17 protein-coding genes are annotated in these 16593 nt (G+C 61.6%); 16 read left to right on the top strand and 1 reads right to left on the bottom strand.

Annotated elements, in window-relative coordinates:
• Positions 1 to 37: 37 nt before the first annotated feature.
• On the top strand, positions 38 to 373 hold the full coding sequence (gene fliE, locus OCT39_RS00495; protein WP_263585779.1) for a flagellar hook-basal body complex protein FliE: 336 nt from the start codon (positions 38 to 40) through the stop codon (positions 371 to 373).
• A 140-nt stretch (positions 374 to 513) separates the two neighbouring features.
• Here the strand turns inward: fliE and OCT39_RS00500 are convergent, their stop codons facing one another.
• Positions 514 to 861: a flagellar protein FlaG gene (locus OCT39_RS00500; RefSeq protein WP_263585780.1), complete on the bottom strand. Its 348-nt coding sequence runs from the start codon at positions 859 to 861 to the stop codon at positions 514 to 516.
• Positions 862 to 1133: 272 nt separating this feature from the next.
• Here OCT39_RS00500 and OCT39_RS00505 point away from each other — a divergent pair, with 272 nt between their 5' ends.
• The 15 genes from OCT39_RS00505 (at position 1134) to OCT39_RS00575 (ending at position 16589) form a co-directional block, all read left to right on the top strand.
• Positions 1134 to 2828: an HD domain-containing phosphohydrolase gene (locus OCT39_RS00505; RefSeq protein ID WP_263585781.1), complete on the top strand. Its 1695-nt coding sequence runs from the start codon at positions 1134 to 1136 to the stop codon at positions 2826 to 2828.
• Between the two features lie 145 nt (positions 2829 to 2973).
• Positions 2974 to 3390 (top strand): flagellar export chaperone FliS, encoded by a 417-nt coding sequence (gene fliS, locus OCT39_RS00510; protein ID WP_263585782.1) that lies wholly within the window; start codon positions 2974 to 2976, stop codon positions 3388 to 3390.
• A 7-nt stretch (positions 3391 to 3397) separates the two neighbouring features.
• Positions 3398 to 3784 carry a flagellar protein FliT gene (gene fliT, locus OCT39_RS00515; RefSeq protein WP_263585783.1) on the top strand — a complete coding sequence of 129 codons (387 nt, stop codon included), beginning with the start codon at positions 3398 to 3400 and terminating at the stop codon, positions 3782 to 3784.
• Entirely contained in the window at positions 3781 to 5085 is a 1305-nt protein-coding gene (locus tag OCT39_RS00520; RefSeq protein ID WP_263585784.1) for a flagellar hook-length control protein FliK, read from the top strand. The genes fliT and OCT39_RS00520 overlap by 4 nt, the downstream gene beginning before the upstream one ends.
• A complete protein-coding gene (locus tag OCT39_RS00525; RefSeq protein WP_263585785.1) occupies positions 5085 to 5378 on the top strand; it encodes an EscU/YscU/HrcU family type III secretion system export apparatus switch protein in 294 nt (97 codons plus the stop codon). The genes OCT39_RS00520 and OCT39_RS00525 overlap by 1 nt, the downstream gene beginning before the upstream one ends.
• Before the next feature lie 102 nt (positions 5379 to 5480).
• Positions 5481 to 5813: a flagellar transcriptional regulator FlhD gene (gene flhD / locus OCT39_RS00530; RefSeq protein WP_263587271.1), complete on the top strand. Its 333-nt coding sequence runs from the start codon at positions 5481 to 5483 to the stop codon at positions 5811 to 5813.
• The gene (gene flhC, locus OCT39_RS00535) at positions 5810 to 6334 is read left to right on the top strand and encodes a flagellar transcriptional regulator FlhC (protein ID WP_263585786.1); all 525 of its coding nucleotides are present in this window, start codon (positions 5810 to 5812) and stop codon (positions 6332 to 6334) included. Before flhD ends, flhC begins: the two co-directional genes overlap by 4 nt.
• Before the next feature lie 215 nt (positions 6335 to 6549).
• On the top strand, positions 6550 to 7419 hold the full coding sequence (motA, locus tag OCT39_RS00540; protein ID WP_263585787.1) for a flagellar motor stator protein MotA: 870 nt from the start codon (positions 6550 to 6552) through the stop codon (positions 7417 to 7419).
• The gene (motB, locus tag OCT39_RS00545) at positions 7416 to 8333 is read left to right on the top strand and encodes a flagellar motor protein MotB (RefSeq protein ID WP_263585788.1); all 918 of its coding nucleotides are present in this window, start codon (positions 7416 to 7418) and stop codon (positions 8331 to 8333) included. The genes motA and motB overlap by 4 nt, the downstream gene beginning before the upstream one ends.
• A gap of 44 nt (positions 8334 to 8377) precedes the next feature.
• Positions 8378 to 10468 (top strand): chemotaxis protein CheA, encoded by a 2091-nt coding sequence (gene cheA / locus OCT39_RS00550; RefSeq protein ID WP_263585789.1) that lies wholly within the window; start codon positions 8378 to 8380, stop codon positions 10466 to 10468.
• Entirely contained in the window at positions 10465 to 10965 is a 501-nt protein-coding gene (gene cheW, locus OCT39_RS00555; RefSeq protein ID WP_263585790.1) for a chemotaxis protein CheW, read from the top strand. Before cheA ends, cheW begins: the two co-directional genes overlap by 4 nt.
• Positions 10966 to 11055: 90 nt before the next feature.
• A complete protein-coding gene (locus OCT39_RS00560) occupies positions 11056 to 12339 on the top strand; it encodes a methyl-accepting chemotaxis protein (RefSeq protein WP_263585791.1) in 1284 nt (427 codons plus the stop codon).
• 96 nt (positions 12340 to 12435) lie between these two features.
• Entirely contained in the window at positions 12436 to 14598 is a 2163-nt protein-coding gene (locus OCT39_RS00565) for a PAS domain-containing methyl-accepting chemotaxis protein (protein ID WP_263585792.1), read from the top strand.
• Positions 14595 to 15467, top strand: a complete 873-nt coding sequence (locus tag OCT39_RS00570; protein ID WP_263585793.1) for a CheR family methyltransferase — start codon at positions 14595 to 14597, stop codon at positions 15465 to 15467. Before OCT39_RS00565 ends, OCT39_RS00570 begins: the two co-directional genes overlap by 4 nt.
• Before the next feature lie 63 nt (positions 15468 to 15530).
• Complete coding sequence (locus tag OCT39_RS00575; RefSeq protein WP_263585794.1) at positions 15531 to 16589, top strand: protein-glutamate methylesterase/protein-glutamine glutaminase; 1059 nt, start codon at positions 15531 to 15533, stop codon at positions 16587 to 16589.
• Positions 16590 to 16593 lie beyond the last annotated feature (4 nt).

Genomic DNA, 16593 nt, shown 5'->3' on the forward strand with positions numbered 1-16593 from the left:
GGTATTACTTTAACCGACTTCTCAATGAGGTATGCGTATGAGCTCACCTGCCATTCAGTCGGCGCTACAGCAGATGCAAGGGCTGGCCTCGCAAGCCGCAGCGCCCTTGAAAAACGATTCAGCGGCTCTGGGAGCCAACGGCGTCGGCCAAAGCGGTTTCGGTAGCGAGCTGCAGGCGTCGATTCGGCGTATCAATGAGTTACAGCAAAGCGCCAACTCAAAGGCGATGGCATTTCAGGCCGGCGAACCGAATCTTGAGCTTAACGACGTCATGGTCGATATGCAAAAGGCGAGTGTGGCCTTTCAAATGGGGATGCAGGTGCGCAATCGCATGGTCAGCGCCTACCGCGATGTCATGAACATGCAGGTATAGTGCAGCCAGGATAGCCACCTTTTTGGCCCTGTTTTCACTACAGCTTTAAATACAGCCGCGCAGGCCGATGCAAATGGCTTGATCAAGCGCCAGTTGCTGGTTTTATCGCCCGTTCGGCTGTTCTTTCTCTGAGCCTGGATTTACGCCTCAAGCGAAATCAACCCGCCCTGCATCTCCTCGATGTGCCTAAATACGGCCAGCACTTCCTCGTTGGGAATCTGGCGAATCACATCCCCTGTTTCTCGATCGATCACTCTCGTAATCAGCCGCGTTGGCTCTTCGCTAAGCTCGAATTCCAGCCCGCGTTGGCGCAGCATTTCGTTGATCCGCGCCATCGGCTCCTCGATTTCTTCGCGGGAAGGCGGCGAGCTGACGGCGGGTGCTCTTGAGAGCCCTTCCACGATCTGCTGACGTGGTGGGAGTGGGAGGTAAGATGTCGCGGCGTTATTGGAGGCAATCAGGGAACTATCCAGTGGTAAAGAGTCCATACGTAGATCCTTTTGTTGGGCTGCCAAGCGCTAAAAAGTCCGCTTTCGTCTAGCCGAAGCCCAGGCATATACGCACGGGCCTCGATAGTAGCTATCGGCCATGTATCGCATCACTTTAGCGCCCTCAGACGATTAACCTTAGCCGCTGCTTGAATGCCCAAAATAGCCATGAGCGCTGCGCCATATAAGGCAATAGCGCTTGATTAGCTTTGATATGCTAGCCGCAATGATACCGGCGCCAACCGCTAGCGCCGACCGTGACGAGGTGGGTAATGGAAGTTGAGCAGGACGGGTTTGAAAGCGTCGACGATCAGTCGGCGATGGGCGCTTTGCTGGATACGATGATCGAAACGGGAGGTGTGTCGATCTGTCTGTCGACGCCGGAGGCAGACCCCGAGCCAATCGTGTTGATGGAGCAGTATCCCGGCGAGGCGCTGGTCATGGACCTGTCGGCAGTGAGCCATCTTCTGCATCAACTGCAGGCCGGCGACTCCTTTTTTCTGCGCGGGCAGTCCCAGGGAAAGGTCATTCGCACCACGCTTTTGGAGCTTACCGAAACCCGCCACTCCGGCGGGCGCTTTCTTTGTACCAGCAGCTATCCCGATGCGCTTTGGGTGCTCCAGCGGCGTGAATCGTTTCGCGCGCAGCTACGTATTGGGATGTCGGTCGCGGTGCGGGTGATCGAGGAGCAGGGGGATAGCGTTTTAGGTGAGCTTCGCGATTTGTCACAAAGCGGCTGCCAGGTCGAGCTTCCGCTTAGCGCCAGTGGCCTTTTGACCCAGTCCAGCTCGCCGCTGCGTTTGGAGTTCACCTTTCCTGACGGCACGCACTTCGCGGTCGACGCCGAAGCGCGTCACCAGCAAACCGATGCCGAGCACCACCTGCTGCGCGTGGGCTTCGAGCTGGTCGATCATACCGTCGATCAGTCGCGCAAGATCTGGTATTTCGTGTGCGAAATCGAGCGCGAAGCGACGCGCTACGACAAGGAATCCGAGGTCGCCACGCGCCAGTCGTCGCCGCTGTTCACCGCACAGGGAATGGACAAGAGCGAGCAGGACCAGGTCGGCCGGCGTGAGCTCAAGCACTACGCCACGCCCGCTGCCCGGCGGCTGGTCAAGGTGGCGGCATACCTGGACGCCCAGCTTCTGCTGCTGACTCAGGGCAGTGATATCGACTCGCGTCAGCTATCGCTCAACGCCGATCGCATCATAAGTCTGCATGAAGAGGATCGACAGGCGCTTTTGTTCGCCTCTCGCTGCCTGTCGCTCGAGCCGGTACTCGTGCGGCACGGCATCGCGGTGGCGATTCACCTGCTCGACTGGATCGGAGGCGATTTGCCGGCGGATGTGCGCAAGGCATTGGTGGCGAGCTCGCTGGTGCACGATCTTGGCAAGGCGCTGATCCCCCAGGTGGTCTATACGGCGCCCCACTTCGAGGCGTCGCACCTCGAGGCGCTGAGTGAGCACCCGGGGCTTTTGCTCGAGCGGCTCAAAAGTTGTCAGTGGCTCTCCCAAAGCGTGGCGCACTCCGTCATCAAGGGTATCAACGAGCGTATGGACGGCAGTGGCTACCCCGATCGGCTGGGTGGCACAGAGCTGGGTGAGCTTGCGCGCGCCTGTGCGATTATCGACGTGGTGGAGGCGATGCGCCGTGACCGCCCCGACCGGCCCGCCAAAACGACTCAGGAGATCTATCGCTACCTGCTGAGTCACCCGGAGCAGTTCGATGCGCGCTGGGTCAAGCGCTACATCGACCATTTCAAGGCACTGCCGGTGGGCGCGCTGGTGCGTTTTTCGAGCGAACAGCTTGGCTGGATCGTTCGTCTTGACGGCGAGGGGGCGCCGGCCGAGGTCGTACTGACCGAGCAGGCCGTCGCGCCGCTGAGAGGAACGCTCAAGTACAGCGTTTCCGGCGATGTCACCGAGCGCCTTGGCGTGCCGAAACGCGAGCTGGCGGTGTCTACCTGACGCGCCGCATTCGCGTTTAAAAAGGACGCTAACGATTAAAGTCGCCGTTGGCGGCGCCGATAGACAAGGATAGGCCCGATAGCCTTTACAAGAGCATCGAACGGATCGCGGGCGGCGGGCATTTTTTCAATACAGGAGCATACTTATGACATATTCTCGCAGCGCCAGCGCTTACGGCCGGGGAGCGAATGCCTACGCCCGCGTCGGCGTAGAGAGTGGCGTCATGTCGGCCGACCCCCACCAGCTTATCGTTATGCTGTTCGACGGCGCTCAGGCCTCGATTCGCGCCGCGCGCATCCACATGCAGGCGGGTAACGTGAACGAAAAAGGCCGCGCGATTTCAAAAGCGCTGGATATCGTCAATAACGGCCTGGCCGCCGCGCTCGATCAGGAGAAGGGCGGCGAAATCGCCGAGCGACTGGGGTCGCTTTACGACTACATTGCGCGGCTGCTTTTGACCGCTAATTTGCGCAATGATGAAGAAAGCCTGAACCAGGCGGAGCGCCTACTAGAGGATGTGGCCTCGGCCTGGCGTGAAATCGGCCAACAACAAAGTGCGTGAGGCGCCCATGTCTGCTTTCGATACGGCATCCGACGATAGCCAGCAAGTTCTGCTCGACACCTACACCGAGCTTTTGACCCGCGCCGCGCAAATGCAGGTGCTGGCGAGCAGCGAGCAGTGGGCGGAACTTATCGAGGAGCGTACCCATTACGTCATGCTCGTCGACAAGCTGCGCGAGCTCGATGAACGCATTACGCTCGACGACACCGGCAAGGCACGCAAGGCCGAGCTTCTCGAGCGCATACTCGAGCACGATGTCGAGATTCGTCGGCGGCTGGTCACCCGGCGCGACGAGCTCGGGAAGCTGATTGGCGTGTCGCAAAAACAGCGTGATCTGCACCGCGCCTACGCTCCTCAGCAAGGCGGCTCTTATCAGGATGAGCCCTCGCCGTGAGCGGCATCACGCCGTTGATCGACACACTGATGCACCAGGTGTTGGGGCGTCAGGGCGAGTCATCGCTGCAGCGTTCGATCAATGCGCCCGTCCAGCCGGTCACTTACGGCGATGGGCCCCGCGCGCTTTCGCGCGATGCAGGCCTGGATGGCCGTCCTCCCGCGCAGCCGCTCATCGACGAGCTGCGCCGATTGCCCCCGTCGCTCGACCAGCGCGGTCGCGGCGCGATTGATGCCCGCGGCGACGCGCCGCCAGGCTCTACACAAACGCATTTTAGCCCCGCCGCGCGCAGTATCGCCGACGTGCTGCTGCGTTTTCCCGCCTCGCCCGCCGCGCTGCGGCCAGCCGCCCCTTTGATGCAGCCCGGTGAGCCGGTTAGCGCCGATACGCTCTCCAATCGCTTGAGTGCCAGCATCCGCGACAGCGGCCTTTTTTACGAGGCGCATCTCAAGCGCTGGTTTCAAGGCGACGTGCCCCGTTTGCAGCTGATGCGTGAGCCGCAGATGCAGCTTGCAAGGCCCCAGGCGGCCGGCCAGGCGCCAGCAATGGGGGCCTTTACTGGCCCTGGCGCACAGCCTTCTGCTTCCAGCGCCATTTTACCCAACACACCGCTTTTGTTCGTACAGGCGCCCACTGCGGGCAGCGGCCTGTCACTCCTCCCCGCGCCGCCGCTGGCAACACCGGCTCGACAGGGGGCGTTGACGCCAGGGGCGATGGCGCCGCTGCCCGGCGCCGTCCAGTCCGGCGCCCCGGCGACAACCAGTGAGCCCGGCGTTTATGAGCGGCCGACCACAGCGCTCTCGTCGACGCCGGCCCCGCTCACCGGGGGCGCACGGGGGGGCGGTGCATTCCCACAGGACATCGAGGCGCTGCGCGATATCGATACGGCCGCCACGTTCAAGCGTGAGATCGTTCATGAAAGTCTTCAGCCACTGGTACGCCAGCAGCTGGAGATGCTGGCGACGCCGGCTCTGCGTTGGGAGGGGGACGTCTGGGCGGGCATCTTCATGGCGCTGGTCATCAAGCTGCCCGGTAGCGGCCAATTCGGGGAGTCCGGCGGCGAAGAGGGGGAAGCCGATCAGCGGTGGCATTCGCAAATGCACCTCGATGTCCCCGCGGTCGGCGCCTTCGACGTCGCCCTCACCCTCGTTCAATCCACGCTGGGGGTCGATGTGACCGCCCAGAATGCGGAGACTCATCAGCGTCTGACGCCTGCCGTGGAGGACCTCCGTACCCGTCTTGGCGCGCTCGATTTCCAACATGTGCGCGTAACGCTTAAAGCAATGGCTGGCGACGCCTGATGGACGGTTCGAACGAGCGCCGCCGTCAGGCGGTTGCGCTGGCTTATCAGGAGGGCGAACAGGCGCCGCGCGTCGTTGCCAAGGGCTACGGTGAGCTTGCCGAGCGGATCATGGCCGAGGCCGAGCGCCAGGGCATTTATGTTCATGACGCCCCCGAACTCGTCGCGCTTTTAATGCAACTTAACCTGGACAGCGAAATTCCTGCTAGCCTGTATCAAGTGGTCGCCGAACTGCTGGTATGGGTATTCGAGCTCTCGGAGAATGAGCCGACTCATATAGAAAGGCGCAAGTAGCCAATACCGACGTTGTGTGCAACCATGATAATGGTCAAACATCCGCAATGTTTTCACGTCAGTATTACAATTCTTTATCGCCTGGACGTTCGATGGAACATTATGAGTCAAACAAGCTTCTTTGATGAAATACAAGAAATTAACCTCGCGTATCTGTTGTTGGCCCAGAGGCTTTTGAGCGAAGATCGTGAGGCGGCGATGCTGCGTTTGAAGGTAGATAACGAGCTTGCCGATCTGCTCGTCTCCATGAACGCGCGGCAACTCTCCAGACTCGCGCGTACCAATCAATTGGTGTGCCGTTTCAGCCAGATAAGCGCGGGCCAGCTGCGTCAGGTAATGGAAAACCCCAGAGATCAAGGGCTTTCAGGGCTTCATGCGTCGCTACTGATGGCCAGCGAGCCGTTCGATTCGCTACCCGAGGGGGAAAAAGAGTGAGCCAAAAAAGCCTGGTCGATGAAATGCACCAGGTGCAGCTGGCGATCGAGCTCATCGAGCTCGGGGCCCGCCTGCAGGTGCTGGAAACGGAAACCGAACTCAGCCGCACGCGACTGATCAAACTGTACAAGGAAGTGCGGGGTGTTTCACCGCCCAAGGGCATGCTGCCCTTTTCGACGGACTGGTTCGTCACCTGGCTTCCCAACGTCCATTCGTCGCTTTTCTACAACATCTATAAAAGCCTGAGAAAAAATACTGACTGCGAGCGCATCGATGCCTTCGTTAAGGCATACCGCATCTATGAAGAGCAGATCAAGATCGAAAACGTCGATCCGGTGTTGGGATTGACCCGCGCCTGGACGTTGGTACGTTTTTTCGAGAGCGATCTTTTACAGCTTACCCCCTGCACTCGCTGCGAAGGCCATTTCGTCGCCCACGCTCACAGCCCTACTCGCGACTACGTATGCGGTATTTGCCAGCCGCCCTCACGCGCCGGAAAGACGCGAAAATCGCTCTCCTGAGCGGCCCACCACGCCTTTTACGTTTTCCGCTATCGCGGCCCATTCGGTTTTAATCCTGGGATAAAGGTAAAAGGCGGCGGTACTTTATCATTAAGAATCGCCATTGCCCGGGTATGATAGCCCTAAGCGTTGCTTAGGCGGGAAGCGCTTACGTTCATCATCGATGACGACGCTGGCTTCTCGAGTTACTCACTGTTATCGCAAGGAATGTGCGCGTGCTGATTGCCTTAGGTTATCTGGTGGTACTGCTGTCGGTATTCGGCGGGTATATGTTGGCGGGGGGAAGCCTTGGGCCGATCTATCAGCCTCTCGAGCTATTGATCATCGGGGGAGCTGGCGTGGGCGCGTTCATTGCGGCCAATAACGGCAAAGCGATCAAGGCGACGTTCAAGATACTGCCCCGGCTCAAGCGGGCCAAAAAGTATGACAAGGCGCTCTACATGGAGCTCATGGCGCTGCAGTTCAAGATTCTGTCGAAGATTCGTCGCGAAGGGATGCTCGGCATCGAGCGCGATATCGACACGCCCGCAGAGAGTGCGCTGTTTCAGGAACACCCGACGGTGCTGGCCGACCCGCATATCATGAACTTTCTGACCGACTATCTGCGCCTGATGGTCAGCGGTGGCATGGAGCCCATGGAAATCGATGAGCTGATGCTGCACGAAATCGAAGTGTTCGAGCAGGAAATGCACGTGCCGATCGATGCGATCAGCAAGGTGGGCGACGCCATGCCGGCCTTCGGTATCGTGGCCGCGGTCATGGGCGTGGTCAAAGCGCTGACCTACGCCGATGCGAGCCCCGACGAGATGGGTGAAATGATCGCCCACGCGCTGGTCGGTACCTTTCTGGGCATTTTGATGGGCTACGGCTTCATTAGCCCGATCGCCAGCTACGCCGACCGTCAGGCCCGCGAGGCCGAGAAGATGCTTCAGTGTATTCGCGTAACGCTGTTGGCCAGCCTGCATGGCTACGCGCCGCAGTTGGCCGTGGAGTTTGGCCGCAAGGCGCTGCACACCGCCGAACGCCCGAGCTTTAGCGAGCTTGAAGAGTACGTCCGCGATGCCAAGAAGGGTGGCGCTGCATGAGTAAAGGGGCCGACAAGCGCCCGATCGTCATCCGGCGCAAAAAAGTGGTTCACGCCCACCACGGCGGTGCGTGGAAAATCGCTTTGGCAGATTTCATGACCGCGCTGATGGCGCTTTTTTTGGTGCTCTGGATTTTGAGCGTGGCCAGTGAAGAGCAGCGCCAGGGGGTAGCCGACTACTTTAGCGCGCCGCTGGCCACCGCGATCACCGGGGGCGATCGCTCCGGCAGCACCAACGTCATTCCCGGCGGCGGCCCTGACCCGACCCACACGGACGGCGAACGCGCGCGTATCGATACGCTCCAGCACACCCGCCCCAGCATGCAGGAGCGACGCTTTTTCGAGGATCTGCAGGCGCGTATCGAGCGCGCCATCGAGCAGGACCCGGAGCTTCGTCAGCTGCGCTCTCAGATGCGCTTCGACCTGACCCGAGAGGGGCTGCGTATTCAGCTTCTGGATACCGACCAGCGGCCGATGTTCGAACTCGGCAGCGACCAGGTCGCCTCCTACATGCGAAGCCTTCTACGTACCATGGCGCCGCTTTTGAACGAATTGCCCAACGAGCTCAGCATCAGTGGCCATACCGACAGCGTGCCCTACGCCGGCGGCTATCGTGGCTACAGCAACTGGGAGCTCTCCAACGACCGTGCCAACGCCTCGCGCCGCGAGCTCGTCGCGGGAGGGCTCGACCCGGACCAGCTTCTGCGCGTCTCCGGCTTTGCCGACCGCGTGCTGCTGCCGGATACCGACTCCGTCGACCCGCGTAACCGCCGGATCGAACTGGTCGTGCTGCTGCCCGAAATCGCCGAGGCGATCCGCAATCCGAGCATTTTGAGTCAGGGCGAGCCCGTGTCGAACGAAAATAGCCTCGAAGAGACTTTAGAAAATCTGCCGCAGGCCGATACAGCCCAATAAGCAAGGCTTGTCATAACAACTATGACGCTAATGTGGAGCAGTGCATGGATATAGCGGATTTTTTTGACACCTTTTTCGAGGAGGCGGAAGAGCTCCTGGCGGACATGGAACAGCACCTGCTGGAGCTGGATGTCGATGATCCGGATAGCGAGCAGCTAAACGCCATCTTTCGCGCCGCCCACTCGATCAAGGGCGGGGCGGGCACGTTCGGCTTTAGCGTGCTGCAGAAAACCACGCACATGCTGGAAAACCTGCTGGATTCTGCACGCAAGGGCGAGCTTTCGCTGCGAGCCGACCTCGTGGATACGTTTTTAGAGGCCAAGGACATCATGCACGAACAGCTCAACGCCTACCGCAGCGAGTCAGAACCCGATCAGCAGGCTTTCGAGCGTATTTGCCAAACGCTTCAGCAAATCGCGCTCGAAGAGATGGGCGAGCCGCTGGCGGTTGCGCCGGTCGTCGCCCCCGAACCCGCGACTGAACCCGTGCAGGCGCCGAGCGAGCCGGCCGCAAGCGGCCAGCTTCTCGTCGCGCTTTTGAACGTCAAGGAGAAGGATCGCACGCTGCTGGTCGAAGAGCTCGAGCAGCTCGGTGAGATCAAAAGCCAGTCTGGCGATGAGCAGCGCTTCGAGGTCGTGATGACGGCAAGCGTCAGCGCCGACGACATCGAGGCGGTGATGTGCTTCATCATCGAGCCCGAGCAGATCAGCATCAGCGCCGCCCCCACCAGTGCCGCCGCACCGGACAGCGCCGCCACCCCGGCGACGCCCCCGGCACCCAAGCCGTCGGCGCCGACTGAAAAGCCCGCAGCTGCGCCAGCTCCCGCCGCCAGTAAGCCGAATACGCCGAAAAGCGCCGGCGAAAAAGGCGGTGAGAAAGGCGGCAAGAAAGGCGCGTCGGAGTCGAGCTCGATTCGCGTGTCGGTAGACAAGGTCGACCAGATCATCAACCTGGTGGGCGAGCTGATCATCACCCAGTCCATGCTCGATCAAACGGTGAGCGATTTAAGCGACCAGTCGGCGTCAAGCGGCTCGCTGCAAAACGGCATGAGTCTTCTGCAGCGCAACGCCCGCGATCTGCAGGAAGCGGTGATGTCGATCCGCATGATTCCCATGGAGTTCGTCTTTAGCCGTTTCCCGCGCGTGGTGCGCGACACCGCCGGCAAGCTGGGTAAAGAGATCGAGCTGATCACCGAAGGCAAATCCACCGAGCTCGACAAGAGCCTGGTCGAGCGGATCACCGACCCGCTGACCCACCTGGTGCGCAACAGCCTCGATCACGGGATCGAGATGCCCGACAAACGCGAAGCGCTGGGCAAACCCCGCCAGGGCAAGCTGACGCTGGCCGCGCGTCACCAGGGCGGCAACATTTTGATCGAAGTGAAGGACGACGGCGCCGGCATGGACCGCGAGCGCCTGCTCGCCAAGGCGCGGGAAAACGGCCTGAACGTCTCCGACACCATGTCGGATGAAGAGGTGTATCAGCTCATTTTCGCGCCGGGCTTCTCCACTGCCGCCGAGGTGACCGATGTCTCCGGGCGTGGCGTCGGCATGGACGTGGTAAAGCGCAACATTCAGGGCATGGGCGGGCGCGTCGAGATCCAATCGAAGCTGGGTGAGGGCACCAATACGCGGATCGTGCTGCCGCTGACGCTGGCGATTCTCGACGGTATGTCGATCAAGGTGGGCAGCGAAACCTTCATTCTGCCGCTTTCCACGGTGCTCGAGTCGCTTCAGCCCGCGAAAGGCGACATGTACGCCATGGCCGGTGACGATGTCGTGCTCAAGGTGCGCGACGAGTATCTGCCGGTGATCGCCATTCACGAAGCGCTCGACGTGGCGGACGCCATCACTGACCCGACCCGCAGTATCGCCGTGATCGTACAGGGCGAAGGCCGGCGCTATGCGCTGCTGGTCGACGAGCTGGTCGGTCAGCAGCAGGTGGTGGTCAAGAACCTGGAAGACAACTACCGCAAGGTGCCAGGCGTTTCCGCTGCCACGATTCTGGGCGACGGAAGCGTCGCGCTGATTCTGGACATTACCGGGCTGCATCGCCTGAGCCGCGCCAAAAAGGAAGCGGGAAAGCCCGCTTACGCCCAACACCTCTCGTATGACAAGGAGATCGAACTGTCATGACCCAAGCCAATAGTGATGCGGTGCTGGCCGCCGCCGAAGCGGACAACAGCGAATTTCTGGTGTTCTCGCTAGGCGAGGAAGAGTACGCCATCGACATCCTGAAGGTTCAGGAGATCCGCGGTTACGAAAACGTCACCCGCATCGCCAACGCGCCGGACTTCATCAAGGGCGTGACCAATTTGCGCGGTGTGATCGTGCCGATCGTCGATCTGCGCATCAAGTTTCATCTCGATAACGTCGAGTACGGCGGCCAGACGGTGGTCATCGTCGTCAACGTGGCCGATCGCGTGGTGGGCATCGTGGTGGACGGCGTGTCGGACGTGATGACGCTGACGCCGGATCAGATCAAGCCGGCACCGGAGTTCGGCGTCACGCTCTCCTCGGATTTCTTGAGCGGGCTTGGCAGCCTCGAGGATCGCATGCTGGTGCTGGTGGACATCGACAAGCTTTTGACCAGCGAAGAGATGGCACTGGTCGATACTACCCGTCACGCCTGATAACCGCCGGCGCGAGAGCGCTCGGTCACGACCTGGATATTGAAAGCGCCGACGCGGCGAGTGCTGCGGGCGTAAAAGGGGCGACTGTCGATGCATACCCTGTTGAGCAACATGACCGTTCGGCTGAGCTGGACGCTGGTGCTGGTCACCTTTTCCGCTCTGACCGTTGCCGCCTGTGCCACCGGGCTCTACGCGCTGGATAAAAGCGGTGTGCTGGTGGCCAGCGCGGCCGATAGCGCCGCTCAACAGCGTTTCGACGCCTTCGCCGACCTTGCGCGCTGGGCCCTGATCGCCATTTTGGTGATCACGGCGCTGACCGTGGCGGTCGTGGCCTGGGGCGTGAGCGCCAACGTGTTGCGCCCGCTGAGCCGTTTGGTGGGCTACTTCGAACGCATGGCCGAGGGCGATTTGAACCAGTCGATCACCGCGCCCGGCAATAACGAAATCGGGCGGCTCTATCTCGCCATGGCGGCAATGCAAGGGTCGCTTTCGCAAACCGTGGGGGTGGTGCGCCGAAGCGGGGTGCTCATTGTCGAGCGTGCCCACGACATCGCCAGCAGCAACGGTGACCTGTCCGCGCGCACCGAGCAGCAGGCCTCGTCGCTCGAGGAGACCGCCTCCAGCATGGAGGAGCTCGCCTCGACGGTGAACCACAACGCGGACAACGCCCGCCAGGCCAGTAAGCTTGCCAGCGACGCCACGCTCACCGCGCGTCAAAGCGGCGAGGAGGTGAGCCGCATCGTCGAGACCATGGAAGAGATCAGCTCGAGCTCGCATCGAGTGGCCGACATTATCACGCTCATCGACACCATCGCCTTTCAAACCAACATTCTGGCGCTCAACGCCTCCGTCGAGGCGGCGCGCGCCGGCGAGCATGGCCGCGGTTTCGCCGTGGTCGCCCAGGAAGTGCGTAGCCTGGCCAGCCGCTCCGCCTCTGCCGCCCAGGAGATCCGCACGTTGATCGATACCTCGCTTGCCAAGGTGGACAGCGGCACAGCGCGGGTCAATCAGGCCGGGCAGACCATGCAGGGGCTGGTCAGCGCAGTGCAACGGGTGAGCGACATCATGGACGAAATCGCATCGGCCTCGTCTGAACAGAGCAATGGGATCGGCCAGGTCAACCAGGCGGTGACTCAAATGGACGACGTCGTGCAGCAAAACGCACGGCTCGTGCAGCAGGCCGCCGAACGCGCAAGGGAGCTCGAAGGCGATGCGGCGCGCCTGCGTGACGCGGTCGAGCGCTTCAAGGTCGCCGGGGGAGCGACTCAAGGCGCGTCGGCGCCGGTAGCCAGGCCGGCGCTGCCCGCCGCGCCCGTCGAGCGCGCCAGGCCGGTACGCTCGGCGCCGGCCGTCGAAGAGTGGGAGGCGTTTTAAACCGGCATCGTTCGGGCCGTCATCAGTACCCCTGGAGAACACGGTTTCGCCGTGCTCTGCATCGGGATCATTTTCAAAAAAAGAACAAGGTAGAGCATGCGCAATAACCAACCCGTCACGCAGCGCGAAATCGAACTGGGAAGCGACGATTTTCTGGTCTCGCGAACGGATCTTGAGGGCAACATTACTTATGCCAACCCGGCGTTCGTCGCGATCAGCGGCTATACGCGCGATGAGCTGATCGGCGCGCCGCACAACATCATTCGCCACCCGGACATGCCGCCGGTGGCGTTCAAGGATCTGTGGCAAACCGCCAGAGCGCAAAAGACCTGGCGTGGGCTGGTCAAGAACCGCTGCAAAAACGGCGATCACTACTGGGTCGAGGCCAGCGTCACGCCGATCATCGAAAACGACGAGGTGGTGGGCTACACCTCGGTGCGCATCCAGGCGAGCCGCGAGGCGATCGACCGCGCCCAGCGCGTTTACGCCGAGGTCAACGCCGGGGGGGGCAAGGCGATCTATCTCGACAAGGGCCGTATTCGCCGGCGCGGCGCGCTCCAGCGGCTAAAGCGCCTGCGTCTGACGACCATTCGCGCAAAGCTCGTCGGCATGGTGGTGATCGGCAGCGCGCTGTTGCTGTTGGGCGGCGGGCTTGGGCTTTTTGGTATCAACGCCGCCGGCGATCGGCTGACGCAGCTTCATCAAAACGGTTTGCGTGACGTCATTCGCTTGCAGCAGATCGACCAGGGCATTGCGCTGACGCGCCAGTCGCTGGTCGAGTCCGATCGGATGGAGCTGGTCGATCGCCGCTTCGATATCGGTGATGAGATCACTCAGCGTGCCGAGGAGATCAGTGCGACCTGGCAGGCCTTTTTCGATCGAGAGGAGAACGCGACCGGGCTTGCCACCGAGTTCGATGCGCAGCTTGAAACGTTTTTCGAAGGCGGCGTGACGAGCGCCGTTCAGGTACTGCAGTCCGACGACGCGCTGGACGTGTTTACCCAGCTGGGCGATATCACCACCCAAATCAACGAAGAAGGGCGGGCGCTGTCGCTGATGGTGAACGAGCTGATCGGTCAGGAGCAGCGCGCCGCCGAGGCGATGGCCGCCGACGGCGAACGGGCGCAGGCGAGCATGCTGACCACCCAGGCCATCGTCATGGTCGTTGGGCTGCTTGCACTGATTCTGCTGGGTGTCATGATTCTGCGCTCGATCGTCAGGCCGCTCAATGATGCCTCGCGCTTCACCCTGCAAATCGCCGGCGGCAACCTCGCAGCCCGCGCGCCCTCGACGCGGCGCGACGAGATCGGCCACCTGCTGGGCTCGCTGAACACCATGCGCAAGAGCCTTGGCAGCATCATCGGCGATGTCAAGGAGGGGATCGACGTGGTCACGCCGGCGGCGCGCAATATCGCCAGCGGCAATGAAGAGCTCTCGGCGCGCACCGAACAGCAGGCGGCGTCGCTGGCTCAAACCGCCTCCAGCATGGAGCAGATGACCGCGACCGTACGGCAAAACAGCGACAACGCTCAAAAAGCGCGCCGTCTGGCCGATAACAATGCCGAGCGGGTCAGTCAAACCGGCGACCTGATGACCGAGCTTGTCAGCAACATGCAGCGCATTACGCAAAGCTCGCAAAAGATGACCGACATCATCGATGTCATCGACGGTATCGCGTTTCAGACCAACATTCTGGCGCTGAATGCTTCCGTGGAGGCGGCGCGGGCCGGCGAGCACGGTCGCGGTTTCGCCGTGGTGGCCGAAGAGGTGAGAAATCTCGCCGGCCGTTCGTCCGCCGCCGCTCAGGAAATTCGCGGTCTGATCGACAGCTCGCACCAGGATGTCACCACCGGCGCCTCGCTGGTCGAGCAGGCCGAAGGTGCGATCAACGAGGTGGTCGACGCCGCGCGCAGCGTGACCGACATCATGCACCAGATTTCGTCGGCATCAGAAGAGCAGAGCAGCGGCATCAGTGAGGTCAACCAGTCGGTGACCGAAATGGATCAGGCCACGCAGCAAAACGCCGAGCGTGTGCAGCAAACGGCGCAGGCCGCTCTTGCGCTCGAGCACCAGGCAAGCCTTCTGTCGATGTCGGTCGAGGCGTTTCGACTGCAGCGGCAAACCCAACAAGCCCACGCGAGCGCGACTTATAAGACGCCTTCGCCGACGCTTTCCACCGGGAAGTCATCTTCCCTACCGCCGGCTGCCAGCCCCGCTAAGCGGCAGGTCGCGGTTGCAGAGGAGTGGCAGGAATTTTGAACGAATCATGCGTTGAGTCGGGAGAAAAAAGCCCCTGGACGACGGGCGGTCAGGTCGAGCGCGACCTGATTCTCACGGACGCCGACTTTTTGCGCGTTAGGGAGCTGATCTATCAGCGGGCCGGCATCGTGCTGGCCGAACACAAGCGGGAGATGGTTTATAGCCGGCTGGCACGGCGACTGCGTCATCACGGCCTGACGCGCTTCACCGATTACCTGTCGCGCCTCGAGCGTCAGCCGGACGCGAGTGAGTGGGAGGCGTTCACCAACGCGCTCACGACCAACCTGACCGCGTTCTTTCGTGAGGCGCACCATTTTCCGCTGCTGGCCCAGCACCTGAAGGACCGCACCGGCCCCGTCACCATCTGGTGCGCGGCGGCCTCCACCGGTGAGGAGCCCTACTCGATCGCCATGACGCTGCTGGAAGTGCTCGGTTCCCGGGTGTCGAACGCCAAGGTGATCGCCACTGATATCGACACCGATGCGCTGGCGAAGGCGCGCGCGGGGATCTACCCCCAGGAGCAGGTGCGCAAGCTCGACGAAGCGCGCGTAAAGCGCTTTTTCCAGAAGGGAACGGGCAGCCACGAGGGCCTTGCCCGGGTGCGCCCGGAAGTGGCGGCGCTGGTGGAGTTTCAGCCGCTCAACTTGCTGGCGCCCTCCTGGTCGGTAAAGGGGCCTTTTGACGCCATTTTTTGTCGCAACATCATGATCTATTTCGATAAAGAGACACAGTCCCGAATTTTGGCCCGCTTCGCCCCGGTGATTAAAAGCGACGGTCTGTTGTTCGCCGGCCACTCGGAGAATTTTTCCTACATCAGCGACGCCTTCAAGCTGCGTGGCCAAACGGTCTACACCCGGGCCGTGCGGTGAGCGCCGAGCCGAGACCCTGCTGGAAAGGCGTGTAGCGATGAATTCACTAACAGGAGGCGGACCTTGAGTACTGCCAAAATCAAAGTGCTGTGCGTCGACGACTCGGCGCTGATCCGTGATCTGCTCACCACGATCATCAACGAACAGCCGGATATGCAGGTGGTCGCCACCGCCCCGGACCCACTCGTGGCTCGCGATTTGATCAAGCAGCACAATCCGGACGTGCTGACCCTCGATGTCGAAATGCCGCGCATGGACGGGCTCGATTTTCTCGACCGGCTGATGCGCTTGCGCCCAATGCCGGTGCTAATGGTGTCGTCGCTGACCCAAAGCGGCTCGGAAATCACCCTGCGCGCGCTGGAGCTTGGGGCGCTTGATTTCGTCGCCAAACCGAGCATCGGGGTGCGCAGCGGCATGATGGAGTACGCCAACGAAATCGCCGAAAAGATTCGCGCCGCCGCGCGCTCGCGCCCGCGTCAGGCGCGTAAGCCCACGTCGGCGCCGGCGGCGCTGAGCGCGCCAATGATCACCAGCGAAAAGCTGATCATCATCGGCGCCTCGACCGGTGGCACCGAAGCGATTCGCGCCGTGCTCGAGCCGCTACCCGCCAATTCACCGGCCATTTTGATTACCCAGCACATGCCCGGCGGCTTTACCCGGTCGTTTGCCGAGCGCCTGAACAGACTTTGCCGTATCACCGTGAAGGAAGCCTCGGAAGGCGAGCGCGTGCTTCCCGGGCACGCCTATATCGCCCCCGGCGGCCAGCATTTGGAACTGGCCCGCAGCGGTGCCAACTACGTGGTGCGCCTGCACGATGGCGAGCCGGTCAACCGACACCGCCCCTCGGTCGACGTACTGTTTGACTCCGCCTCGAAGTATGCCGGCAAGAACGCCATCGGCGTCATTTTGACCGGCATGGGCAAGGATGGAGCCAACGGGCTTTTGAAGATGCGCCAGGCCGGCGCACCGACGATCGCCCAAAACGAGCAGAGCTGCGTGGTGTTCGGTATGCCCCGCGAAGCGATTGCAGTAGGCGGCGCCTGTGAGGTGCTGGCGCTGGATGACATTCCTGAACGTCTCATGGCGCTGGTGGCAGCGTCCGGTCGCGCGCAGCGGGTATAACTTT

It is taken from the genome of Halomonas sp. GD1P12 (assembly GCF_025725645.1).
Taxonomy (GTDB): Bacteria; Pseudomonadota; Gammaproteobacteria; order Pseudomonadales; family Halomonadaceae; genus Vreelandella.

Excerpts from the sequence above, each read along its gene's own strand:
- flhD (WP_263587271.1), top strand. The coding sequence starts at position 5,481 with ATGAGTCAAACAAGCTTCTTTGATGAAATACAAGAAATTAACCTCGCG.
- fliE (WP_263585779.1), top strand. The coding sequence starts at position 38 with ATGAGCTCACCTGCCATTCAGTCGGCGCTACAGCAGATGCAAGGGCTG.
- fliS (WP_263585782.1), top strand. The coding sequence starts at position 2,974 with ATGACATATTCTCGCAGCGCCAGCGCTTACGGCCGGGGAGCGAATGCC.
- OCT39_RS00565 (WP_263585792.1), top strand. The coding sequence starts at position 12,436 with ATGCGCAATAACCAACCCGTCACGCAGCGCGAAATCGAACTGGGAAGC.
- cheW (WP_263585790.1), top strand. The coding sequence starts at position 10,465 with ATGACCCAAGCCAATAGTGATGCGGTGCTGGCCGCCGCCGAAGCGGAC.
- motB (WP_263585788.1), top strand. The coding sequence starts at position 7,416 with ATGAGTAAAGGGGCCGACAAGCGCCCGATCGTCATCCGGCGCAAAAAA.
- OCT39_RS00500 (WP_263585780.1), bottom strand. The coding sequence starts at position 861 with ATGGACTCTTTACCACTGGATAGTTCCCTGATTGCCTCCAATAACGCC.
- cheA (WP_263585789.1), top strand. The coding sequence starts at position 8,378 with ATGGATATAGCGGATTTTTTTGACACCTTTTTCGAGGAGGCGGAAGAG.
- OCT39_RS00505 (WP_263585781.1), top strand. The coding sequence starts at position 1,134 with ATGGAAGTTGAGCAGGACGGGTTTGAAAGCGTCGACGATCAGTCGGCG.
- fliT (WP_263585783.1), top strand. The coding sequence starts at position 3,398 with ATGTCTGCTTTCGATACGGCATCCGACGATAGCCAGCAAGTTCTGCTC.
- OCT39_RS00560 (WP_263585791.1), top strand. The coding sequence starts at position 11,056 with ATGCATACCCTGTTGAGCAACATGACCGTTCGGCTGAGCTGGACGCTG.
- OCT39_RS00525 (WP_263585785.1), top strand. The coding sequence starts at position 5,085 with ATGGACGGTTCGAACGAGCGCCGCCGTCAGGCGGTTGCGCTGGCTTAT.